Origin of the sequence: Candidatus Avedoeria danica (assembly GCA_016703025.1) — a bacterium.
Lineage (GTDB): Bacteria > Chloroflexota > Anaerolineae > Epilineales > Epilineaceae > Avedoeria > Avedoeria danica.
Map to the genome: position 1 here is coordinate 408,307 of JADJCV010000005.1, position 24,334 is coordinate 432,640.

Consider the following 24,334-nt stretch of genomic DNA (forward strand, 5'->3'; position numbering starts at 1 on the left):
AGTTAGCTAAAGGAGCGTTTGCCTTACTCGGTTCTAACCCTTTCGCCAAAGCCTTCTCGTAGTGTGATCTTCCCCGGAATCTGTCGCCGTGTCTGCCGCGGTATCTGTCGCGTGTGGTTGTCGGACAGTCTCACACAGGCCCGATGACCAGCCCCTCCCGGGCGGCTTCGACCACCTCTCGGGTGACCGTCTTCAGCTCGTTGATCTCCAGGATGCGTTGAACCTGGGCCAGCAGCCGGTGGATCAGCCAGAAGTTGCCCCGGTGATGCGTACCACCGCCGCCATCGCCTCGGCATCGGTGAAGTCCTCGGCCGAGACGTTCAACCCCAACTGCTGCCAATGACGTCCAAGCACGAAGCCGACCTCTTCAGCGCCGAGCGGCCGGTAGGCATGAACGAACCCCACGCGTGAATACAGCTGGGCGTAGCGGGCCAGCCGCTTCTCCATCCCCGGCATCCCGATCAAGACCATGCCGAACCGCCCCCGATCGTAGGTGTCTCGCAACTGCTCCAGGCTCGCCATCTTGAGCCGGTCGGCTTCATCAACAATCACCAGCTGCACTCTGGCAGCCAGTTCCTTGGTGGTGGGGTACGACTCGCCGGCCTTGGTTTCGGAGAGGTACAGGGGAAAACGGAGGAAGAGCACGCCAAGGCCGCGATCGACCGACCGCGGTGTGTTGGCGACCTCGGGTGTGTAGAAGACGGTGAAGCAGTCATCGACGCCCGGTGGCGGCTCATCGCCGAGCACGTAGCGCGACAAGAAGGGCTCCAACACGTCCCAGCGGGCGTACGTCCGAGCCGACAGCGTCTTGCCCACGCCGGGAGGGCCGTAGCAGAGGCCGATGTATCGGTGCCGCCGGCAGGCCTCGCAGAACTCCACGAAGCGCCGGTGCTCTTTGGTGGCGACGAAGCCCGACTCCGTATCAGTCATCCACGTAGCGCTTCAATCGACGCGGGGCTTCGGGCGACGGTGGCTCGTCCTCGGTTCTCTCCGCCGGTAGGGGTTTGGGGCTCTGGATGAACACGGCCACGTGCCGCTCTCGCTCGGCAAGGGTGCCTTTCAGTTCGCGGCGGCGTTGCCGTCGGACACGGATGAGGTCCTTGAGCGCGATCGTCTCGCCGGCCAGTTCCGCGCAGACGGCCCGGCACAGGAAGCGGTCCTGATGGAACACCCGCACCTCGCCCAGATCACGAGGATCGTAGCGAATGGTCACGGCCTCTCCCACGTAGGCTGCCAAGGTCAGGTCCAGGTAGCGCATGCCTTGGAAGTGAATGCCGTCCGGGTGCACCTTCCGAGCGGTGGCGACAGTCAGGAGCAGGAAGTCAAGCTCTTCCAGTGTCGCTGGCAGGCGTGGGATGAAGGCGCCGTTCACCCATCGTTCCTGAGGGCGCTCCCCGGTCTCGCCGTGTATCCGCTGCTGGTATTCGTCGACGACAAACCGGCCCACGCGCTCATCGAGATCGGACAGGCAGAGCATCGGTGTCGGCTGCGGTGTGCCGGCTGGTGCGAAGCCGGGCAGCTGACACAACAGGAGCTGGTTGACGGTTTCGAAGAAGCGCTCGATCTTGCCGCGGCCTCGGGGGACGGCGACGGTGGAGAACACGAGCCGCATCTTGAGGTCGGCGGCCACCTGTTCCAGGTGACGCGACGTGAAGTCGCTGCCATGATCCGTGTAGAAGATGTCGGGGACGCCGCAGATGTGCCAATGCGGATGCCCTTGCGCCAGATCGCCTGGCGTAGAGCCAACGCCGTGTTCAGCGCCGACGGTGCACCGAGGTTGAGATCGTAGCCGGCGACGGCTCGGCTGTAGTCATCCAGGACTGACCGTGAGCCATGGCCGAGCTGGGCGGTCCCGGTGATCCAGCACCCAGATGTCCAGAAGGGTGTGATCCGCCTGCCAGATCTCGTTCGGGCGATCGGCCGTTCGCCGGTAGATCAGGTCGAAGGTGTTGGCGTAGGCCTTGTCGCCTTCGTGGGCAGAGGTGGTGAGCGCCGGGTCGAGGTGCCGAATGATGTCGTAGACCGTTCGGTAGCTGGGAATGGCCAGCCCTGCTGCTCGGCCACTTCGGTGGCCAGCCGGCAGACAGCTGTGGCGGTTAGAGGCGGCCGCCGCAGTGCGAGGCCCTCGATCAAGCGCACGAGATCGTCCGGCAGTTTCCGCTGTCCCAGATCGGAGCGGGGCTTGCGGACGAGCCCGGATAGCCCATGCGTCCGGTACGATCGCGCCCATCGCTGAACGGTGCGCATCGAGATGTTGGCGTCGACGGCCGTCTGATGTGCCGAATGGCCATCTTCAAGATGGGGTCGCAAAAAGCGCGAGCGAAGCAGGGCCTGCTTCTCGCTCGGCCTCCGACAGCTCCGCCAGGTTCACAAGTCCTCCACGTACCCGGCTGCCACCGCCTCCGGTGGGTTGGTGTAGCGGCTGATGTAACGGCCCGAACGATGACCCAGCCGCCGTTCGAGCTCGTAGGCGTCGGCATTCGTGGCCCGAGAGAGCAGGAATGCGAACGTGTGCCGCAGATCGTGTGGTCGCAGCGGACTCACTCGCCGGCCGGCACCAGGCACCTCGGCGTCGTGCAGTCGACCGATGTACTCAGAACCCGATTGATCGCTCGCACCGACAGCCGTCCGTCATCCCGCCGGCGCCAAGGCCTTCGGGGACCAGGAAGAGCGCGTCGGCGGCCTTCCGTCACGTCGCCTTGGCGCTCCTTCTCCAGGTAGTCGGCGAGAGCCGTCCTGGCATCGGCCGACAGGAACACCGTGCGCTGACTCTTGCCCTTGCCCAGCACCCTGTGATCGTGGATCGCTTTGCGCGCCGCAAGGCCTCAGCCGTGCGGGGCCTGACCTGGTCGAGGTTGAGGCGCACTTCCTCGCGCGCCGCAGGCCGGTTGAAAGAAGTAGGAACACGAGCGCCCGATCCCGCCAGGGTCGACGGTACGTATGCGGCTCGCTCTCTCCTGGGCGGCCCAGCGGCGGCCTCTCTTGTGGGCCAGCTTGGGCAACCGGTCGCCAGATTCTCAAGGAGCGCACCTGAACCTCGGAAAGCGAGCGTGGTTCCAGGGCGGCAATCCCAACTCCGGACACTCCTGGTCGGACCCCCTGCGGAAACAGGCCGGGCGCCACGCTGTACACCCATGACGTGAAGGCCGAGAGCGAGGCCAGGTGGTTGTTGACGGTCGCTGGTGCCAGGTTCAGGGCGACAAGCGCTCGCTGCCAAGCGGTGACATCGCGCTGCAGGCAGACGGAAAGCCGGTCGTGTCCGTAGGCATCCTCGAAGAATGTACGGAAGCGCCCAAGATGCAGGGCGATCTTCGTGGCCACCGCCGGCGAGCGATTTCCGGCGACGGCAAACGTCTGGTAGCGCTCCATCCAGACGCTCAGGCGATCGGGGATCGCGGCGATGTCGAGCGCCGGAACGGCCACGATTTCGGCCCCGGAATCAGGCCGTTCCTTCGTGACGTGAATTGTCGGCGATCCGGTCGATGCCCTTGGCGCGTCATCGAGTGGCTTGGATTTCATATCGACCAGTATACTACACAGAAGGGACGTTCTGGGAAGTGGATTGACGTGTGGACCGGGTGGCTATAGACTGGCCGCTGAGGGCAATCGCTAACTAAGATCGGAGGCCACGATGATCGGGCGATCACAACTGCTGCTAGCTACGCTTATCGTCTGTCACGCGGTCATCGTTCTGGTTCCAGCGCGATCCGCGGTCGCACAAGCGCGACCAGACCTCCTCGGCTACATAGAGGGTGGATGCTACGGCAGCCGATTGTGCGTGGTCAATCAAGGTAGAGGAGATGCGGGGCCATTTGGAGTTGAACCACCTGGGATCGACTTCGACGGACTGGCGGCGGGGAAGCTGCGGTGCGTGCCCTAAGTACGGTGCCACGCGAACAGCCAGTAATTGATGCCGCCAATGAAGTGCGCGAGACGAACGGGAAGACAACAACGTCGCCGGCTATGCCATCGTCGACTGCGGGCCGCTATTTCTACCCGTCACGCTTCGCCGGCATTGAGCAAAGGCCGCTGATGGCGGTCTGACTGTCGGCTCTGCGAGGCTGGAGAGGATCGGACTGCCAAGCAATCTCTGCCATCACAATCGCTCCGGGCCTACGTCCACAATGGCCGACCGGCGACAGATAGCGGTGCAGAAAAGGCGACAGATACCGAGGAAGATCACATCGTAGCTACGGAAAAGGAATGGTCGCTAAGCGGCCGCGGAAGCCGCCCAACTCATTGGATTAGACAGCCAGCCTCCGGCCGCAACCCCTCCACTATCGGTCTGCTGGTTAGCGCCCGTGCGAGATACCACGAATCACAACGCGATCGACATTTACCCCATGGTGAGGCGAGGTTGCGTCTGGATCGCGGTCGCGGAACCGAATCAGCACGTAGACGGGCGCGCTGCCTGCGGCGTTCGGGAAGTCCAACCGTCGCTCGAAGTAGCTCCAGTCGATCTGCGTGAACCCAGAGCCGGCGCCGAAGCAGGCGAGTCCACTGGGCTCGCCCGGATCGGTGGCGCATACCAGGAAGTCGGTGACGCTGTTTAGATCGAACTTAAAATGAAGCTGCACGTCTATGCCTCCGCCGAAGACGGATGCGTCAATCGGACCGTAGATGAGGTCGCTCTCAGACCAGGCGCTATACGTGCCGCTGCAGCCCAGCCTTCCTCCCACCGTGCCGCCACCTATCGACCAGACGCTCGCGCTCCCACCACCAGGGGCTGCCGTGCATGTCGTGCGCGCCCACGTATATTGCCCTGGCGGCGCGCCGCTGTCACCAACTTGCCACTTTGGCGGTGGGAATGAGCCTTCGAAGCTCTGATCTTCAATAACCGTGACCGCAAAGGCCTCCCCTCTCAGGGCGAATGGAAGAAGGCTCGGCCGCCCTGCGTTGGCGGCCCTACAGTGGCGGTAGCAGTTCTCTGTGGTGCCCGGAAAGTCGGCGACGATGTCCTGAGCGGGGTAAGCGTTGCGGTCGGAGTCATCGCCGGGAACGTCGGCGGGACTGGATTCGTCGGAGGCGCGCCAGCAACGGTCGGTTCTGGTGGTGGGGACGTCGGGAATGGCGGGGGCGCAAGAGGCGTCGGCCTGGGGGCAGTGGCGCCCGGCATAGGCGTTGGGAATCCGCCGATCGCGGTGCTCGACCAATCCGGCTCGACTCCGCTCGAGATCGGCCCCACAAGTTCGCCGCCAAAGGCCGGCACCGCGAACAGCGACCAGCGGGCGGAGAGTCTTGGTAATGGGCGGCGAACACAAGCCTTCTGCCGTCAGGCGACCATGTCGGCCGCCGTAGATTCCACAGCGCATGGTGGGCGACGGTACCCACAATTCCAGTAGTGAGGTCCATCAGCCAGATATCGTGCACCACAGGGCCGGCCTGGTTCGCGCCAGAGGCGAACGCGAGATAGCGGCCGTCAGGCGACCAACGGGAGTCGATGTCATCCCAGCCGCCGTGGGCCAGCAACCGGCGCGTTTCAGTGCCGTCGGCATTCGCCACATAGAGCTCGCCGCCGTCCAGTGCACGGGCCAAAGTGAACGCGATCCGCCTCCCGTCCGGCGACCATGACGGGTTGCCGATCGTCCCGGAGCCGTCGGATAGACGTACGATCGGGCGATAGCCCGTGCCGTCCGGCGCCACAACGGCCAACTCGGCGGCGGCGATGGCATTGCCCGTCCGCGTTATCCTGGTGAAGAGGATCGATGCGCCGTCTGGCCGCCAGTCCGGCTCGAAGTCGTTGGGGCCGCTAGTAAGCTGCCGTCGCTCGCCCGTCGCCGCGTTCAGTACCCATATGCCCCAGGCATTGGCATCGTCGCCGACCAAACTGCCGGTGTAGGCCACACTGCGTCGATCGGGCGACCAGCTCGGCTGCGCCTCGGCCATGTCGTCCGTGTTCGTCAGCTGCCGCCTGCCAACACCGGAGGGCTGGATGGCGTACAGATCGGTCGGGCCTTGAAGGACACCGGTGGCTGTGTCGTCGAAGACGATCTCCCGGCATCCGCCGGCGCGGTCGCTACTGGCGGCGGCGAGGGGAAGCAACCTGGGTCGCTCGGCTGGATCGTAGACGCCGGCTCGAAATCGCTCGCATTGTACGCCGCCGTGAGCATGATCGGATCTTCGTCAAGGAAGGGCTCGTAGGTTTCGGCATCTGACACACGGAAGACAACAACATATGGCCCATCGATCCCCGACGCCATGACGTCGAGGCCCGAAAAGTCAACGGTAACATCCGCAGGGAGCACATCCTGCGTCCGCTGCCGCTGGCTAATGATCTCTCCCGTATTGGACAGCAATGTGGCCTGCCACTGATAGCGCCCCGCCTGTGTCACTGTCAGAGGAATTTGAACCCGTAGCACCTCGAACTTGCCGTTACCATTGACATCCAGTGCCTCGTCTGAGGGCAGATCCCGTAACCGCACTCCGGGGATCCATCACTAGGAGCGATACCTCCGACTCGCGCTCGAACTGAACACCATCATACCGACCTCGGGCAATTATGCGGACATAGTAAATGCCCGGAGTCGGCGGAGCATTGATTATGCCCGAATAGACTCCATCGCCATTCGAGCGCAATCGGGCCTGTGACTCGGTCCGGTCGTCGATCAGCATTGCCGTGACTTCGGCATCGACGATTGGTGCACCGGATGCAGTTAGCAACGCCCTCACCGCAACGTCGCCGCCAGGAGACCCCGCCGAAAGATCGTCTAGACTGAGTGCGACTGCAGTAGTCAGCTGACCAGTGACGATGTAGTGGAGATCACTGCCAACATCGCGAATGATTGCGTGCCATTCTCCCGGCGGCGGGTTAGGTATCTTGTATGCGGCGACGAAGGTTCCGTTGACCGATTCCCACGTGTACTGCGCGCCGGGCAGAATTGTCCCAAGGGTACTGGCATCCACCGATTGCCCGCCAGGCAATTTCCACTCGAAATTGCAATCCCTGTCCATCTGGACGATAAGAGTGGCATCCGTCCCGTCGATGATGAACGGCAATGTCACTAGATCCCCGGCGTACGACGTGCCATATCGAATAGGCAGTGACACTACTCCACGAGGGCCCCGCGCCGGTGTCTGCATGGTTGAAAGCAGTTTATGCGATACGGATAACGTCGGCGAGATCAAGTTGCAGCCATCTCCGCCGTTTTTTTGTGGCGCAGACAGCGCCTTCATACAGCGATAGGGTGGACCTTCGGTAAAGTACGATGGCGTCTTGAACACGCGCCAATCAAAGTGGCTCGCAGTTGTCACCCAGTTGTGAATGAGCGACCCAGAAAGAACTCTTGATGCACTCTCCACCGAAACGAGGCCGTCATTCTGCGCCCCAGAAAAGGCTGCTTTTGATACAGGTTCGTCCGCGTCACCTCCGACCAAATCGTATCGCAAGTCGGTTCGTGGCGAGTGGGACTTATTGAAGAAGTGTGTGACATAGGATTCTCGCATCTGGCATGGGCCGTATGTAGCCAACGACGTGCAGTCTTTGGTTGCGAAATTTGGCAAAAACCAGAACGAACCCTTTAAAAAGACCACGAGTCCATCGAGTATGAAATTAGGGATTCCCTTGTGGGGTGTGCCGAGAGTAATGAGTCGCTCAACATCCATCGGCCTCTCAAACTCCGAGCCTTCAATGTACGCCCGGCTCACCAACCCGCCCATGCTATGAGCTACCAATGTCACGCGTGTAGCGTCTAATCTTTTCAAGATATAGGCGATCTGATTATGCAAGCATCGAGCATTTACTTCGAGAGACGGCGTGCTCAGATAGCTGGTTGTGTAATATGCAAACCATACGTCGTATCCGGCATCCGCGAACGCCTTGGCGACGAATCCGAACTCGTCCGACTTCGGGTCCTCCGTCGAAGACCTGCGGCGTGGATTCTCGCAGCTATGCTCTGTGCCCCCAGGCCCACCGCCGTAGCCGTGCACCATCACCGCGACTTGATTTGGACTCTTGTCGCCACCGCCGCCGTTGCGGACTTCCACGTCAACGTTCATCGTGGGACCGAAGCCCGTTGCGTTGTGGTAGAGTCGCAAGCCGAATGAACAGTCTGGGGCCTAGATGTCGCCTGAAGGTCGATGGTGAAGCGGAGTTGGAGCTGAGGCTGAATGCTCGTACGAAGAGGTCGCAAGGGTTCTGCGCCTAGGAGTTCACCGGAGGACATGGACTTCAAGTAATAGTTTTCGCTCTCGTTCCACACGCAGGTACCGGTGTTGCGGACCTGGAAGTAGATCGATCGGTGCTCGCCATAGCCCAGTACAATGGATCCTGGAGACTGGTCAACCAGTTGAGCATCATCGGAGCAGGTGGGCCGCGCTATTCCTACCCGGAACCCCCACTCTGTCGTGGCGAGAGCAGCCCGACCCGGTTGGCCGAAAGCACGCCCGGGGAGTCTTTCGCCGACATTTGCACATAGAACGTCACCCGCACCAGCACTCGTGCGTTGCTGCAGCGGCCAATCCCGATTCGCACCTAGCATGTCCGCCTTATTGGGACGGAGGTAGTAGCCGCCGTTCGTATCCCACGTGCACGTCCCTGTGTTCCGAATGGTGATTTTTGCGTCGAATGCCTCGCCAGGGGCCACGGAGATCGCGAAGTCGGAAGGGTCCGCTCGATCAGTGCACTGCCCCCGCCGACCGTGACGACCACCTTGATAATGCCGGTTAGCGCGGTGCCATTGTGCATGAGCACGAATTCCGGCTCGTACACGCCCGGAGAGTCTTTCGCCGACATTTGCACATAGAACGTCACACCCGCACCAGCACTCGTGCGTTGCTGCAGCGGCCAATCCCGATTCGCACCTAGCATGTCCGCCTTATTGGGACGGAGGTAGTAGCCGCCGTTCGTATCCCGTGCACGTCCCTGTGTTCCGAATGGTGATTTTTGCGTCGAATGCCTCGCCAGGGCCACGGAGATCGCGAAGTCGGAAGGGTTAGCACTATCAGTACATGGTCCAGGGACCGGCGTATTGGTTGCCCTGGGAGTATCCGTCGCGATTGGAATACTTGTCAGGGTCGCTGTGGCTGTCGGCGTAGGAGTGGGCTGAAAATGAGGTATGTCGGACACAAATACTCGTCGCGCGAATCCAGAAGTCGCGACCTGGCTGAGGAGCACCGGAGTGTCGCCCGCACCCTGGGTGGTGTACCACTGTAGACCATCTCGGCCACCAGCCACAAAGACATCGTCAGAGTTAGGGCGTACGAACACGCCCCTGGCGAACATCGTATTCGTGAAGGCTGATTTCCGGTTCTGGTGCCACAGAACAGGAAAGAAGAAGGTGTCCCACTTGAGGCCTTCCGCGCCATCGGCAATGAAACGATCGGCAGCGCTCTTCCAGCAACGTCCTCGGCGGAACCTCCCGTTTCAATGGTTCCAAGCGTTTTCGGATTGGACGGATCCAGAATATCTACGACTGATATGTCTCCATCTCCAGTTTCTCCACCTGCCACATACGCGCGCCGGAACGGCGCGCCTGTGACGGGCGTTTCGCCCTCAAGTATATCTATCGCTTCTGTTCCCGATGTTATGTATGCCGCAGCGCCTCTTACTAAGGCTGGGAGCGCAGTGATATCTTGTGCGTGAATACTGGTCAGGCCATGAAGACAATCATTGATAAGGCAATATGTCCAGCCGAGATAGAGATTACCAGTGCCCGCGTCATCAGCGGCCACAGACTGAACATGATAGAAGTTATCCTCTGTGTGGCCGACGCGTTCATAATTGCTTGGAGAACCCAATGCGGAGTAGATGTCGAGACCGCCGCCACATGGGGTTGCAGGATTGCCGGGCGTGGCAATATCTAATGGGCACCCCATCCATGTGACTAAGGCGAGGCCTCCGTGATTCCAGAAAGCAACGCTCGTCGTTTCGGCGAGCGCATGTGGTTGAGACTCCATCACCAGCCTTGGGGTAGATGGCACCGATACGTCGTAAACGCGCAATCCCTTTGATCCAGCGGCAACCCAGGCATAACTCCTGTTGTCACTAGTTGTCCTGACCACCACATCGACCGCAGGCCCTGGATATTCAGGATCACCATGTTGCAAAGGTATTAGACCGGATGTCGAGTCTACTCGATATGTCTCAAGACCGCTATCTGTAGCCACGAAAGCGATAGTATCACTGTCGCCCATGGTGGTGTGAGCAGACACGCGTGGCCGACTACCAGTCGAGCCGCCGCCCGGAGCAACGACCATCAGGACCGTTATGCCCGCGAGAAGGACACGGGCGTGGACTGTTGATCGGTTCACAATGTCGTTACCCCTCTGGTCTGGTTCGTATCCGTCCTTGGTCAGTGGCGCCGCCGGCGGTTGTTGAAGGTACTCCCGCTTCTTCACGCAGGCAACCCGCCGGCTCGGACAGACGCCAGCCCCCCACCGTCAGACTCGATTCCGAAACTCATGGCGTCCGGTGGTCCCCTGTATGTTCGCCGGACGTGACCAAAGGCTGGAGTTGCCCGCATTCGCGGACACTTCACATGGCGGGAGCCAGAAGGCGGCCAGGATGAGACGTTGGCGCACGACGTATTCTGCGGAGTACCGGCAGCGGCTCGTCGGGATGTCTTGAGCCAGGCACACCGCTGAGTCGCTTGGCGCAACTTTGAGCCGACTGACGACCACGATACGGATCCTGGTGGCGCAGGCAGATAGGCCCTTCTTCCTTCTACGACAAAGGGCTCGACGCCCTGCGGCCGGCCGGTAAAGCAAACCAGCGTTTGCGCAACGTCGCAATGAGGGCACAGGATTCCTGAAGTTCCTCCGTACCTACTCCCATGGACTCGCCGACTTGAGGCCGAAAGGTGTCAGCGCACCTTTGTAAGAGAGGGTGGTGTCAAGTTGCTCCTGAGTAATACCCCGAGCATCCGCCAAGTCGGCTCTGCGGAGTTCCGCCCCTTCTAGGTTAGCTCCTCAACATTCGCGCCAGTTCCGTTGGCGTCGGTTAGGTTCGCGTTGCGCAGGTCGGCATTGCGGACATCTGATTGCCACAGCACCGCTGCGGCTAGATTCGCACCAGCGAGATTCGCGCCTTTCAGATCCGCCACTAACAGGGCCGCTTCACAGAGTTTGGCCCGTTGCAGGTTCGCACCACGAAGGTCAGCGTGTCCCAAATTAGCCCCTGTAAGATCTGCATCGCTCAAATCTGCTCCGTCTAGACCCATCTTACCGAGCCGCGAGTCGATGTTGCTGGTCCACTCTATGATTCGCACAACCAGAGTCCCAAGCCATGAATTTGCCATTCCTACCCACTGCGACTTCGGGGCAGTGAAATCCACTCCTGTTAGGTCCGTTCTACGCAACGTCGCTGCTCGAAGATCTGCCCCGCGCAGATCCGCGAAGCTAATGTCAGCGGTATCAAACTCCACTCCATGAAGCTTCGTCGTAGAGGGATCTGCCAAGACTAGGCTCGATCCACGTAGCGAAATAACGGGCGATGTATCGTCCGTAGACTGAATAAGCCCCGACTCAGACAAGAACTGCACTACTTCACGCTTGCGATCCCCAGCCAACTGCCGCAGGACGGTAAGTGTCCTTGCACGCGCAACATGTCGGACTTCAGAATCCAACTGCGAATTCCGCAACTCATTATCCAATAGGAGGCTTTCCAAGCGGTCCAAGTACACACGAAAAACCTCATCTTGTTCCCGACGCGAAGCTAGTTCCCTATCAGTAGCCGTCCTTCGCTCGGAGAGTAGCCAAGCACCAATAGCAAGCATCACGGGGATGATCAGAAGGCCCAGCCAATCCCATACCGACTTTCCGTATACTGCAATGCTTGTCCAATCCGCACTGTGTGTGTCGATCACACGATATACGAACAGAACGGTGGCGGCCGTTAGTGCCGAAAGCTTTCGGCGACGCCAAATCCAATGCGCTCCCGCGCCCGGCAATTCTAAGGCCCGGAACAGTACTTGCATCATGGTCCCGCCTCACAGAAGTTCCGATGGCCCACGCCAGACCAGCGTAATCCCTTGCGACCGAACAGGCAAACTGGAGTTGCCCCGCTTCGGCGGGCGATCGGAAACTGGGGCGACTGGCGCTTCCTCCAGCCTCCAGCAGGACGGCCTTTCCGCTATACGCTGTTCGGGTCATTGAGCATGCGTTTGACGAAACCCATTGCGGGTCCCTCTGAAAGTAAGTACACCCTGGGCGATGGCATGGCCACGACGGCAGCCGGGAGAAGTAAAATGGCGAGAACGAGCGCTATGATGCGGGACACGGGCAAGAAGGATGCGCCACTCAGTCGCGCGGCGCAAGGCGTACGTCAGATGACCTCAATCCACTTTGACCGCCGGCACGATATCCGGGTCACTGGACGCCTGCGCTGCCCGCGATCTTCGGGTTGCCGGCCCATCCGGGCACTGGACTCCCCATAATGCTAGGCTCGGAGATTGAGGGCATGTCGGGAAGTAAAGCAACCCAGGGTCTTCGTTACCGCATTTGTCGTGCGTGTAGTGCTGTGACCTTCCCCCGCAGCAGTTGGTCCAGTCAGACAGAGAATTCGGCAACCGTTGCGGTCAGCTGGGCGAAGTACTCGGGTGGCCGGCGCCCTGGTTGTGCAGCACGATCAACGGCGCGGCTCCACTTCGGCGGCTGCCAGGACAAGCGGAGGTTCACAAGCGGTCGTCAACCTTGTCGGTCATGCCGACATGCTTTTACTTGGGCGATCCGATCGCCGGTAGGCGAGGTCCGCGGCGCTCATCGTGGCGGCAATCCGTGCGTCGCTGGGTTAGGCAGGCGGAGGTTTAGATCAACTCCGGCCCGCAGCCTCTGTTGTCCCCGGCGGCGATGGCTGAGTCCCGGTGCCTGGAGCGTTTGGCAGAAACGCCGGATGCTCAAGGGCATATTCCAGTTGGTGAGCGGAACCGTCACTACCGTCACCATCGTCACTGCGACAGAGTGAACCGATGAACGTCGAGCCAATCCGACCGTCACCGGTGATGAGGCTACCGCCACCGCACGGGGTGTAACCGTCACCGCATGACGCACGACGACAGACTGGCGGTGACGATGGTGGCGGTGGTGACGGTCACCCCCGCCCTACGAAGGCTTCACCCCGGCCCACCCGCACCTGACAGCCGCGGCCGTTTTCCTGCGCGCCAGTGGGTCAAGCGGATACCGCTGTCTTGGTTCCGCAATTCGCGGGTGAGGTAGGCTCAGGCTTGACAATTGGATGGGGTCAGGTTGGAAGCATGGCGAACACTATTGCAATTGTGGTGTTGCATAGGGCCGCCAGCGGGGCAGGATCCGCCGTCGAACCTGCCCCGTTTGCCACGCGCTTCGCGGCCCGCCCGTGCCGCCCGAGTTAGTCCAAGTGACGATCGACCACAGCGATGACGCGCCTGCAGCCCACCCCCTGCCGATCGTCCGGCCCGTGCGGGCTGGCCCAGGTACACTCGCACGTGTAGGCGTCGACGTCCAGCCCGTACGCTGGCATCTCCGCCGGTCCGGTCACGACGTAGCCGTGCGTCGGGTTCGCGCCGGACGGGACTGCCCATGACGTGCGTGACAGCTAGACGATCCGCAGTGCCAACTCGCGCGCGGCGTTACACAGCGGACCCCACCGCGTCGGCCAGCGCGGTGCGATCGGACCGACGCGGGCGATGCCGAGCGCGGCCACAAGCTAGCGCGCCGGAGCCCTGTCATCGCCGACGATGTCGCCGTCGCTGGACACGACGATCTCGTCGGGGCGATCGTGCGAGTGGCCAACGGGACGGCCTTCACGGCGACGTCGTACGGGCGGATCGTCACATAGCCCGACTTGCAGAGCATCGGCTCCGTGTCGCAGAGGTAGAGGTTGACCGATTCGTAGACGCCGTCCGTGGCCGCGCTTCCCTTGAGCGCCACGGTGCGCGTTGACGATCGGCGCCCCGTCACCGTACGGCCCGGCGATGCCGATGTCTACGGCAAGACGTTCTGGGTCCCCGCTCCACCGTCCGCTACACCGCCCACGGCGCGTGGATCCCCGAGTGGATCGCGATGAACCGCGGCCTAATGTCCCGCCGGCAAATGTACGGGACCGGGGCAAGGCGCCGCGGGTGGCACGCGGAGCTCCGGGCCGAGTTGCCAGGGCGGGCGGGTGCACTCGCCGTCGCGGCCGACGTGGCGTAGTAATACCGAAGGGGGCCGGGCGGCCGGCTCGGTCCCCTATTCTTCTTGACCGTCGAGAGGAGCGAGGAACATGAAGCTTATCGACGGTGTGCCGGTGTGGGGCGACCTGCAGCCGGAGGCCCTGGCCCAGATGGTCAACTGCGCTCGCCACGACGACGTGGTCGGGTGCGCACTCATGGCCGACCACCACCTCGGCTACGCGGTGCCGGTCGGGGGTGTAATCGCATATGGCGAGCACATCTCGCCGAGCGGCGTCGGATACGACATCGCCTGCGGGAACAAGGCCGTGCTGCTCGACATACCGGCGGCCGAGGTGCGGGCCCGGATCGAGACGATCATGGACGACATCTGGTGCGCGCTCGAGTTCGGCGTCGGGCGCCAGAACCCCGACGCGCCGGACCACGCGCTGTTCGACGACGATCCGGCCTGGCGCCTCGACTCCGTCGCACCACACAAAGAGATGGCGCGGCTCCAGCTGGGGACGATCGGTAGCGGCAACCACTACGTCGACCTCTTCGAAGACGAGCAGGGCCGCACATGGGTCGGTGTCCACTTCGGTAGTCGCGGCCTTGGGCACAAGTTGGCAACCCACTACGTCCAGGCTGGCGGCGGTCGGGACGGGATCAACGTCGACCCGGTGCTCCTGCAGCAGGACAGCGACCTCGGCCGCGAGTACATCGCCGCGATGACGCTGGCCGGCCGGTTCGCCTACGCCGGCCGCGACTGGGTGAGCCAGCGCGTCGCCCAGCTGCTCGGCGCCCAGGTCCTCGATGAGGTGCACAACCACCACAACTTCGCTTGGCTCGAATCCCACGGCGGCCGCGATGTGTGGGTCGTCCGCAAGGGCGCGACGCCGGCCTTCCCAGGGCAGCGCGGGTTCGTCGGCGGCTCGATGGGCGACATCAGCGTCATCCTCGAGGGCGTGGCCTCCGACGACGCGGCCGCAACGTTCGCGTCGACCGTGCATGGCGCGGGCCGAGTGATGAGCCGCACCGCCGCCGCGGGCAAGTACAAGGGCTGGGGCGCCAACCGTCGGCAGGTAAGCCGCGGCGCCGTCAGCCCGGGCATGATGGCCGAGTGGCTGGAGCGCGAGGGCGTGACGCTGCGCGGCGGCGGGCTGGACGAGTCGCCGCACGCGTATCGCCGACTGCCCGACGTGCTCGAGGCGCACGCGGCGTCCATCCGGATCCTGCACACGCTGCGGCCGATCGGCGTGGCTATGGCCGGAGCCGACGTCGCGGATCCGTACAGGGATTGAGCCCGGACGCGAAGCGAGGCGCCGGCCCAGTGGGGTTGGCGCCTCGTCCGCAGACAACCGCGACCCGACAGGGTCGCAATCGAGAGGAGGGTATACTCGGTGCACGACGACCTGCAAACGACAGGGGTGGACTCATGGCAGTCAGGATCCCCGGCACGCCCGACGAGCTCCTCAGCGCGGCCGAGGCTGCTGAGGTGATGGGCGTCAGTGATGCCCATGTACGCCGTGTGATCGGCTCGGGGGGCTTGCGGCGAAGCGCGTCGGCGCTCGAACGTGGCTGATCCGACGCGCCGACGCCGAGGCATGGGCAGCCGTTGAGCGAAGAACCGATCCCAAGGGCGCGACCAAGATGGTCGTCACGTAGGCTGACGTTCGGGAGGGGAACGAACACGGCGAGAGCCGCTTCCCGAGCATCCCGTCAGCGCTGTTGCAGATCGCCTGCGAGACGGTCGACCGCGGTGGCACGGGCGGCTTTACCGATGCGACAGGCTGTCGGTTCGAGGTGGAGACTGAGCGCGTGACGTTCTGGATCCCGACAGCGGCTCCGGAGAGAGCGACACGGATCACATATGGCTAGGGAGGGACGGAGTGGACGACCTGAGACCAGCACACGGGAATCCCGACTACGACGTTGAGTTGTGGCGGGGCGACGAGTCCCTCGGCATGGTGGGACTGATGGATCTTCCGGACGAGGGGGAGGACGCGGAGGTGACGTTCGTGTTCGAGGGCCTACCCGACCCACCCCCGCACACCTGATCTACCGGAAGCGCCAGTACGACCTTGAGCTTCCAGGAGAGAAGGGCGTGCAGGACATGGCTTCGGGGGAGTTCGAGCGCGGCGTCTGGGTCGTCGGCCGGCTCGTGAAGGCCGCGTCGCGGGCGAGTCGGCGAGGGGCGATCGAGCTCTAACGGGAGGAATGGGCCCATGACAAAGGACGCGCCGGCTGCCGTCGGCCGCTTCTGGCAGTGGTTCACGGCCAACGACGAGCGGCTGTTTCACTTCGAGCAGGATCTGAAGCCGACGTTCGACATCTTGACCGCGGCGATGAACGAAGTGGATCCGGACCTGACGTTCGAGTTCGGACCTGTGGAAGACGGTCAGCGGGAGTTCGTGATAAGCGCCGGCGGGATCACGCGCGCGTTCGACACCGTCCGCCTCTTGGCGGCCGCTGCCCCGGCGATGCCGCGGTGGCGTGTGGTCGCGTTTCGGCCGAGGCGTGCCCTGGTAAACGTGATCGAGTTCGGGGGCATCCGAGTCGACCCTGCGACGGTCCAGTACTCGCTATTGACGTCCAAGACGGAAGTGGGCCTGTACCTGTTCATCCCGGGATACGACGAGGAGGACTCGCGCTACGGGCAGGCCGGTTACCTGCTGCTCGACGAAGCGCTGGGGGAGTACGACGTGGAAACGAAGGTGGGGATGATCGAGATGTTCGCCTCGGAGACCCAGACGGGAGGCCCGCGCTATTCCTTGTCCGAACTGCCCGACCACCTCGACGGCGTGTTTCGGCGCTTGACGGCTGGGGGATAGCCAGTAGGTGACCGTTCACGTCAATCCAACCGCCGCGCCACGCCCCACTCCCCGCTCGTCTCGTCGTGTACGAGCTCCGCGACCATCCCGCGGTTCGTCGTCACGAGGTAGTACATCCGCTTCGCAGGCATCGCCGTCCACCAGTCGAGGTCGGGCGCGCGGACCTCCTCGATCGTCTCGACGACGTAGGTCACGCCGTCCAGCACGAACGCATGCGGCGAGCCGTCGACGGCGACGCGGGCGCGGATGGGAAGCGGCGGGTCGTAGGAGCGCATAGGCGGGAAGGATGCGCGAACAGATGTTCGAGAAGCAAGAGGGCGGGGCCGCGCTTGCGCCAGGCTGGCAGGGCGGCGACGCTGGCCAATGGCGACGTCCATCGGACGGAATACGCTCGCGCCGACGTCTGGCCCGACGTACTGTGGCTGGCCATGTGCCAGAGTTTCACGCGTCCGATGTCACGCGGGCGGCGCTGCGGGACTAACTCAGGCGACAGGCGCGGCACTCGACGTCGTGACGGCATGACGTCATAAGAGCCGGGGGTGCTGAGGCTCCCTTAGGTTCGCTCCGGTTGGCGGCGCCGTCGTCGAGCTCGGGGTCTCCGTAGCAGTGGAGCGAAACTCTCGACATCCGCCCTCCTGGCTCGCCAATGCCTGCGTCGCACCGCTTCGGTCGCGCGGAGGCCTTAGTCCAACCTGTGGCGCAGCTCCGTATTGCCGCGGCCAAGGGTGAACAAAGTCAGCCGCCTCCTCTCGGCGGGCGCCGCCCGGTTAGGCCGTCACGGCCGCGGCGCATTGACGGAAGCGCCGACTGCGGTGCAAGCTTAGGCACCGTTGTCCGCACAGAGGGCAGTCGGACCGCCGAATAAGGATGTCTCATCATGCGTCGCTTCGCTGCCCTTGCGGGTTCCCTCCTCTTTGCCCTTGCCGTGACCGCTTGCGGCGCGGCGCCGGCCGTAACAACGGCCGTTCCGGCCGCCGCAACCCCGTTCCCCACCAGTGAGTTTGCGGACATCAATGCATCAGCCACCGAAATGACCGACGCGATGGGGCGCTAGACGAGGTGGCCGGCATTAAGATCATGACATGTGAAGCGCTGAACGCCGACGGCGCCGGTTCGTTCACCGGTCCGCTCTACATCGGCATGGTTACGGCCGTTCTTATGGGCACGCCGATGGCAGGGACGGTTACACCGTTGACAGGGGCGCAACGGCGCGCGATGGTCGAATCGCTGCGCAACCTCAAAACCCCCGACGGCAAGTTCTGCGGACAGTTCGACGACCCGGGGGTTGGGAGTAGGGGTTGGAGGCCGCCCTAAGCACTGCGCCGGAAGCGCCAGCGGCAGGCGCCCGCAACCTTATCGGGGTTTGGGGAGCTGTACCGCCGGTTCGGCGTGTCGAGCTATAAGAACATCCGCGCCGATCGGCTTGACGTCGTGATGACATGGCTAGATGATTGGCGTCGGCGTGTAGCTACCCCATAAGGCTTGAGGAGAAAAACAATGTTGCCAAGCACACTTCCGGGCTTTTTGCTTCTCGCGGGCATGGCAATGACCGTCTTGGCCCTTATGGTGCTTAACTATGGATCCATTCAGATAGGATGGCTTGAAATTGGACATTCACGCGGTAATAATAAAATGGCATGGATATTTCTTTGCTGGGGGACTATTCTTCAGTTATTGTCTGTGAGATTATATTGGCCTGCGATATCATCATTAAATGATATTCCACCCATGTCTGATGAGCCGGGAGATATTATCGGTTTCTACCGGAATTTACAGCAACTGCCTCCGTAACTCCTTTATCTTGCCGGAATTTACACCAACACCACCCGCATTGACGGTCAATTCCGATATCCCAATCCATAGCGACAATTTCGATGCGTCGCCGAGCATCTCAGCTAGCCGTCGAGGTCCACGGCACCGGGATAGCCGCCGCTGTCGCTCGCGCCTGGCGCTGATCGTATCGCGCCGTCGTCGTGAGGCTTGCACGGCCGGCGAGGTGAGCGCCCGCAATGCGTACGCGGCCAGGATGGCCGGCCAGCGCACGGCCGACGCGCCGCGTGTGCCCCCCGCGTAGGCGTCACGGTTCGCCCACACGGCCGCAACGCGGCCGGGTGCGTGAGCTGCGCAGCGCGCGCGCGTAGAGCATCCTTACATAAAGGCTCGAAACGTCGGCGCGGCGCCACCCCACTCCTAGAAGCCTTGCCTCTGCTGCTCACACTACTATAATATATGCTTATAGTACTCTTGACTCGATGACAGGGGTGGGCATGGTTCGCTGGGAGTACATGGTTGAGGAGGTCAACGCTGACCAACCACCTGAAAGGTATGGCAGCTTCCTGACTCTCACCGGGTTCTCCGGCTGGGAACTGGTGTCCGTGGTTCCGGTTGGCGAATTTCAGAAGACGGTCCGATACACCTTGTGGTTCAAGTGTCCGCTCAGGAAACCGTCACAAGAGGAGGAAGACGACGAGGAGGACGAGGATGAACTTTGAGTCCGTCCCCCCGCACCACGAGATACCCACCCCGATCATCGTGACATCATCAGGGCCGATCATCGCGTCCAACGCGTCACGGGGCAGTCGTGCCGTCGCGCACTACCTATCCGCCAACCTCGCCCCCGGTGTCAGCCGCAGCGCGAGCGCGGGCCGTCTCGACCTGGCGGCGCTTGTGCTAACCGTCAGCATGGCCGGTGCGGCGCACGGCGCTGAGGCGGTCAACGCTGCCCGCCAGGCGCTCGATGATGGCCGCGCCGGCTTAGAGCCCGACGGTGTTGCGAGCTCTGCCCTGGCCGCCGCATGGGCTGCAGCCGGCAGCCGCGAGCCCGGCAGCGTTGCCCGCGTCTATCCGTGGGGTGCTGTGACGGCTGCTGACGTGTTGACGCTTGGCGCAGCGCTCGCCGCTGTCTATGCGCCGGCGACGGTATCGGCCATCCTGTCGGCCGTGCGCAGCGTTCTGCGGCTGGCGGTTGCGTTCGATGAGGCTGACACCGCGACGGCCACGGCGGCGGCAGCTATAAGGCGCCCGCGCGATGGGCGCACCGAACCGACGCCGCGCCGCTCGACGGTGCATGCGGGAGATCCGGCTACGCTGGCGGCGCTCTGGTGCGCCGTTGACACTGACACCATGCCGACGCGCCGCGCGCGTGACCGGGCGCTGTTGGCGCTCCTCTATGGCGCCGGGTTGCGGCGCGCTGAGGCGGCTAGCGTGACGGTTGCCGACGTCGTCGCAGACATCGGCGCCAGCGCCGTCACGGTGACGCGGGGCAAGGGGGGCAGGGCGCGCATGGTTCCGGTTGCGGCTTGGGCTTCGGCAGCGCTCGCGGAGTGGCGAGCGGTTCGGCGCCAAGAACTCGACGACGCGGCCGCCGGAGGCGCTTTTCTGCTGAGCGTCAACCGCTACGGGCACGCCGTTGCGCTGCCGCTCACAGGCCACGCCATAGGCGCCGCCATTGGGCGTGTCGCGGCTGCAGCGGGCGTTCCGGTTGTCCCTCACGATGCGCCGCGCGTTCGTGTCGGCGGCCATTACCGCCGGCGGAGGCGATCTATCTGCGGCCGCCTACCTCGCCGGCCATGCCAGCGTGGCGACGACGGCGCGATACGATCGCCGGCAGGCTCGAGCGGCGGCGGCTATCGCGGCTGCCATCCCGGCACCGCTGGCGTAGCGTTGACGCAGGTTGGGTCGGGGCATTCCAGCCGGCCGCGTGGACCTCCCTCGGCCGCACAGGCTGCGTCCCGTCATCGTCTGAGGCCATCTTAACCGATTAGACGTGACTCCAGCAAGACGTCGGACAGGATTCGCGGAATCGCCACCTCCGCCACCTCCGCCACCGTAAGGGTGTTGACGGTGCTGATCCGGCCAACACTACCGCCATCGGGAGCGGCTACACCGTCACCCCTGCCGGGTGCTACAGTCACCTCGCCACGGTGCCGTTGCAGGCTAGCGGTGACGATGGTGGCGGTGGTGACGGTCGCCACCTTCGCAGTCTCGGCGCGGCTCCCCACACCTGACAGCCGCGGCCGTTTTCCTGCGCGCCAGTGGGTCAAGCGGATACCGCTGTCTTGGTTCCGCAATTCGCGGGTGAGGTAGGTCAGGTAAGTGGCACCACCAACGGCACGCCACCATGATCTCCGGCTCATCCTCCCAGCGACTCACGGACTCAGATCAACCCGCAACTTCAGCACCAACTCTCCCATCTCCTCCTCCCCTACGCTCCGCTGCAGATACGCCACCAAGTCCTTCCTGCCGCGGCCGCCCGATCACCATCCGATAAGCCGCCAGCGAGCGCTTGTTGCTCCAGGCGCTCCACCTCGCGGCTGAGCGGGAGGAGGGGGATCGACGCGCTGGATGTGGGCCGGCCCTTCGTAGACCCAGAATGGCTCGATGTCCTTCAGTCCGCCCCGGCTAACGCCCCTTACTCGCTGCATCGAACATCGCCGCCCACGGATCCCAACCCGCCTCATGCGAAGGCCGCCGCCGGTCCTTGAGTGCTACGTTCTGCGGGATGGCGTTCCCCTTTGTACCGATGCACGTCCCTCGCGCTGCTCGAGGTCCACCGGGTTTGCCGGCAGGTTCCAGTGGGACCACAGCGTGGCAGTACCGGTGGAAGTCCAGGCCCTCCTGACCCACCGAGGTCGAGGTGAGAACGAAGGGCCAGAACGGCGAGTTGAACGCTGAGCGCACCGCCCCCGAGCGTTGCAGCTTCTTTTCCTCATCGCTTTGATCCACGCTGAATCGCATCGCGAAGCGGACGCGCAGCCGCAGCGGCTTTGTCTCCAGTCGGCCATTTTCGATCAACAGCTCATCCGCACCGTAGTTGACCGAACGCACCGACGCCGCCTCAGCGATTGTGGTTCCGATCTCCTGGGCGACGGCCTCAGCATCCCGATCCAAGAGTCCGAGCCATTCCGGCAGTACATGGGCATATTCATCCAGCATGGCTTGCACGTTGCCGTCCAGTCCATAGGCCAGCAGTGCCCGCCAGTACACTGCCTCCTCGCCCACCGGTCCTCGCACCAGGGCCATCACCCGGGACGTTGAACAGTGAGCGCAGCCCCCACGCAATCCGCCCACCGGCGTCGCGCGCATCGCCGGCCCAAAGGTCCGGCTTCGCGCACCCGCGCCAGTACGCGGGCCATGGCGCGCAGTCCGCACACCCTGGTCCGGCGATCGCCAGCCGGGCAAGCGTTTCCATTAGGTCCGCCGGTACCCTACCCAGGGCCCGCGCATCCGTGAGATCGGGCCGTCGCGTTGCTGTGACCCATCCCGTCACGCAACATCCTTGGGCGAGATCCACGCAGCGCCCAGGCAGAGCTATCTCGTCGTCGGCGCCTGCGCCATGTGAAAGTCCCTGAACGCCGTAGAGCCCGCCAGCCAACGCTCGCTGCCCTCGCGGTCCCGGCGCCGGTCCAGGAGCAGCGGCGCTGCCCAGTACCACCTCGCGTCCTCGGGGCCGTCCATTTGACCCGCTGCGTTAAGGAACGCAGCGCGACCGCCAACCGTCGGCTCACCCGCGTAACAGGTCATCCTGCGACAACTGTTCCTGCGCCGCGCCCAGATCTCGAGCGATAGCCAGCGGATCGCCGAGCAGCCGGCCAGCGCCGGGCTGCGGGTAGATCAGAGCAAAAGTGGGACACCTCCCTGCCGGCTCACCGTCCACCCGCGGCAGCGTCAACAGCCCCCGCAACTTCCGGCGCGCCTCGGCATCGTTGCCATCTGGGTCGCGGTTGAGCATCATTTGCCGCTCAACGTGGTAGCTGAGGATGGCGGATACCGCCGGGGACTACCGCCCAGCTGGAGAAGATCAACCGCTTCGTCAGGTTGGCCGCGCCCGGATGGGCGAAAGGGTCGCTGGGAGCATGGTAGGGCAGCGCCGGGAGGCAGCCATAGGAGTCGCCAGCTTCCGATGAAAACAGATCGTCGGCCACGCCGCGGAGCGCCTGGCATTTCCGGGTCCAGGGCCCCGTAGGCGTCCAGAGTCGCGCGCGAAAGCAGCAGGTCCGGCCTGGACCTGCCGCCGCCAACTCCGCGCCGCTCCCTTTCCAGCGCCGCCTTCGCGTTTTTCAGCTGGTAGCCTCCATGAAGCTGAGCGTAGGGGCCGACTTCCAGTAGCCGTCCATCGATCGTTGCCCCCAGGGCGGCGGCTCAGGCGATCCGCCATCGCAAAGGCGCACATCGTGCGGCGCCAGCGGGCCAATGTCACGCAGCGTTCTTCCAGCATCCCACTCCGATCCGCCGTAACCGCAAGGCGCTCCGTGCGCACCATGACCCGGCGTAGTCGTTTTCTCCACCGCAGGCGCTTGCGGCGCAAGAGTGCAGCTTGTTAGCGCCGCTGAAGTTGAGCAGCCGGTCATTGCGAAAGCCCTTCAACTCGCCACGGAACTCCTCGGCATCCTCCCCTTGACATCAGGAAGCGCGCCGTTTGCATGAAGGTCCTTTGTAGTGGTCTTCGCCGGCCTCGTCCGACAGCGTATACATCTTGTAGGGCGTCGCAGAGCAGAAGGATCCGCATGTCCTTCTGTCCGGAACAGGTGATGCACCAGACCGTGGATGTCGTCGGGGTTCTCCGGATCTGGTTCACAGAGCAGTTCCTGAACCGCTGGAACTCGTCGAGGATCACCAAATCGGGCTGCAGCGCTCAATGCAGCTGTGCGCGCTAGGTTCTATGCGCAGGTCAAGGATGAGGTCGAATCGATCGTTCCATGCCACCCCGCCCCTCGTCCACCTTCAGCCGTCGGCCGAGCGTGCGGAAGCGCTTGCAGCACATCCGACCGAGCGCCCAGATCCACCTTGAACGCCTTGGTCAGCCCGTTGTCGAGTGGCAACGTTCCCTATCGATGCGACCATCTCCCCGAAAATTCTGCAACTCTACGCGCCCTGGAGCAGGCGGTACGATCCGGTCGTGCTCCAGCGCATCCGTGCCGGAAGACCTTCTTCGCAGATGGAACAGCACCGCTCGCCCCGTCCCGTTCCGGTCCGCGAGGCCATCGTGAAGCTCTGCACTCGGGGTGAAGGAGACGAAGTTCAGCCCGTTTGCGGTCAGTCGATGCAGCTCCAGCGGCAGCAGCGTGAGGTGCGCGACGCCAGGGAGAAGTCGCTGCGGCCCGTGACGTTGAGCCGTTGGATGTCCTGCCGGGCGATGTCCGCGTTCGAGCAGATGTAGAGCACATCGAGTGCGTTTCACACGTTGTTCTCGTAGCCGCGGATCGCCTTGGCGATGAGCCTCCGCGTGCCACCAAGGTCTTGCTCAGCCCTACCTCGTCCGCCACCAAGAAGCGTGTGGCCGGATTCGGCCGCCGTACATGCGGCGGAAGACATGGTCCACCGTCTTGCGCTGAAGCCCTTCAGGCCCGCCATATGACGTCCATGACGATCTCGCGCCGTCGATACTGCGCCAGCAGTTAGAGGGGCGGTCATTCATCCGCCTCCCAAGCCCAAGGCCTC

Annotated in this window: 16 protein-coding genes and 3 pseudogenes; 8 read left to right on the forward strand and 11 right to left on the reverse strand. The window is 63.4% G+C overall.

The features are described 5' to 3' along the window. Window positions 1-130: 130 nt before the first annotated feature. From IPG72_16180 to IPG72_16210, 7 genes and pseudogenes are all read right to left on the reverse strand, one after another. A pseudogene (locus IPG72_16180) lies at window positions 131-930 on the reverse strand (AAA family ATPase). Beyond that, window positions 923-2,328, reverse strand: a pseudogene (locus IPG72_16185) (DDE-type integrase/transposase/recombinase). Before IPG72_16185 ends, IPG72_16180 begins: the two co-directional pseudogenes overlap by 8 nt. 39 nt (window positions 2,329-2,367) lie before the next feature. After that, window positions 2,368-2,544 carry a tyrosine-type recombinase/integrase gene (locus IPG72_16190; protein ID MBK6770518.1) on the reverse strand — a complete coding sequence of 59 codons (177 nt, stop codon included), beginning with the start codon at window positions 2,542-2,544 and terminating at the stop codon, window positions 2,368-2,370. Between the two features lie 1,748 nt (window positions 2,545-4,292). Then, complete coding sequence (locus IPG72_16195; protein ID MBK6770519.1) at window positions 4,293-4,577, reverse strand: hypothetical protein; 285 nt, start codon at window positions 4,575-4,577, stop codon at window positions 4,293-4,295. 409 nt (window positions 4,578-4,986) lie between these two features. Beyond that, window positions 4,987-6,042: a PD40 domain-containing protein gene (locus tag IPG72_16200; GenBank protein ID MBK6770520.1), complete on the reverse strand. Its 1,056-nt coding sequence runs from the start codon at window positions 6,040-6,042 to the stop codon at window positions 4,987-4,989. Between the two features lie 330 nt (window positions 6,043-6,372). Beyond that, a complete protein-coding gene (locus IPG72_16205) occupies window positions 6,373-7,929 on the reverse strand; it encodes a hypothetical protein (GenBank protein MBK6770521.1) in 1,557 nt (518 codons plus the stop codon). Between the two features lie 2,963 nt (window positions 7,930-10,892). Next, window positions 10,893-11,915 (reverse strand): pentapeptide repeat-containing protein, encoded by a 1,023-nt coding sequence (locus IPG72_16210; protein MBK6770522.1) that lies wholly within the window; start codon window positions 11,913-11,915, stop codon window positions 10,893-10,895. A 2,261-nt stretch (window positions 11,916-14,176) separates the two neighbouring features. Here IPG72_16210 and IPG72_16215 point away from each other — a divergent pair. The 4 genes from IPG72_16215 to IPG72_16230 all read left to right on the forward strand — a co-directional run bounded on the left by IPG72_16215 (window position 14,177) and on the right by IPG72_16230 (window position 16,894). Continuing rightward, window positions 14,177-15,364 (forward strand): RtcB family protein, encoded by a 1,188-nt coding sequence (locus IPG72_16215; GenBank protein MBK6770523.1) that lies wholly within the window; start codon window positions 14,177-14,179, stop codon window positions 15,362-15,364. 134 nt (window positions 15,365-15,498) lie between these two features. Then, on the forward strand, window positions 15,499-15,645 hold the full coding sequence (locus IPG72_16220) for a hypothetical protein (GenBank protein ID MBK6770524.1): 147 nt from the start codon (window positions 15,499-15,501) through the stop codon (window positions 15,643-15,645). A gap of 307 nt (window positions 15,646-15,952) precedes the next feature. Then, the gene (locus tag IPG72_16225) at window positions 15,953-16,120 is read left to right on the forward strand and encodes a hypothetical protein (GenBank protein MBK6770525.1); all 168 of its coding nucleotides are present in this window, start codon (window positions 15,953-15,955) and stop codon (window positions 16,118-16,120) included. A gap of 168 nt (window positions 16,121-16,288) precedes the next feature. Further along, window positions 16,289-16,894, forward strand: a complete 606-nt coding sequence (locus IPG72_16230) for a hypothetical protein (GenBank protein ID MBK6770526.1) — start codon at window positions 16,289-16,291, stop codon at window positions 16,892-16,894. Window positions 16,895-16,914: 20 nt separating this feature from the next. On the opposite strand, the gene IPG72_16235 is transcribed toward IPG72_16230, so the two are convergent. Then, complete coding sequence (locus IPG72_16235) at window positions 16,915-17,169, reverse strand: hypothetical protein (GenBank protein ID MBK6770527.1); 255 nt, start codon at window positions 17,167-17,169, stop codon at window positions 16,915-16,917. A 602-nt stretch (window positions 17,170-17,771) separates the two neighbouring features. Between IPG72_16235 and IPG72_16240 the strand changes: the two genes are divergently transcribed. The 3 genes from IPG72_16240 to IPG72_16250 all read left to right on the forward strand — a co-directional run bounded on the left by IPG72_16240 (window position 17,772) and on the right by IPG72_16250 (window position 20,650). Further along, a complete protein-coding gene (locus IPG72_16240) occupies window positions 17,772-17,948 on the forward strand; it encodes a hypothetical protein (protein ID MBK6770528.1) in 177 nt (58 codons plus the stop codon). 1,213 nt (window positions 17,949-19,161) lie between these two features. Beyond that, window positions 19,162-19,386 carry a hypothetical protein gene (locus IPG72_16245; GenBank protein MBK6770529.1) on the forward strand — a complete coding sequence of 75 codons (225 nt, stop codon included), beginning with the start codon at window positions 19,162-19,164 and terminating at the stop codon, window positions 19,384-19,386. Between the two features lie 190 nt (window positions 19,387-19,576). Continuing rightward, the gene (locus tag IPG72_16250; protein MBK6770530.1) at window positions 19,577-20,650 is read left to right on the forward strand and encodes a tyrosine-type recombinase/integrase; all 1,074 of its coding nucleotides are present in this window, start codon (window positions 19,577-19,579) and stop codon (window positions 20,648-20,650) included. Between the two features lie 392 nt (window positions 20,651-21,042). On the opposite strand, the pseudogene IPG72_16255 reads toward IPG72_16250, so the two are convergent. From IPG72_16255 to IPG72_16265, 3 genes and pseudogenes are all read right to left on the reverse strand, one after another. Then, window positions 21,043-21,721: pseudogene (locus tag IPG72_16255) on the reverse strand (hypothetical protein). A gap of 483 nt (window positions 21,722-22,204) precedes the next feature. Then, on the reverse strand, window positions 22,205-22,351 hold the full coding sequence (locus IPG72_16260) for a hypothetical protein (GenBank protein ID MBK6770531.1): 147 nt from the start codon (window positions 22,349-22,351) through the stop codon (window positions 22,205-22,207). Between the two features lie 46 nt (window positions 22,352-22,397). Beyond that, the gene (locus IPG72_16265) at window positions 22,398-22,628 is read right to left on the reverse strand and encodes a hypothetical protein (protein ID MBK6770532.1); all 231 of its coding nucleotides are present in this window, start codon (window positions 22,626-22,628) and stop codon (window positions 22,398-22,400) included. A gap of 1,164 nt (window positions 22,629-23,792) precedes the next feature. On the opposite strand from IPG72_16265, the gene IPG72_16270 reads away from it, so the two are divergent. Next, window positions 23,793-24,053, forward strand: a complete 261-nt coding sequence (locus tag IPG72_16270; protein MBK6770533.1) for a hypothetical protein — start codon at window positions 23,793-23,795, stop codon at window positions 24,051-24,053. The last annotated feature ends 281 nt before the right edge of the window (window positions 24,054-24,334 follow it).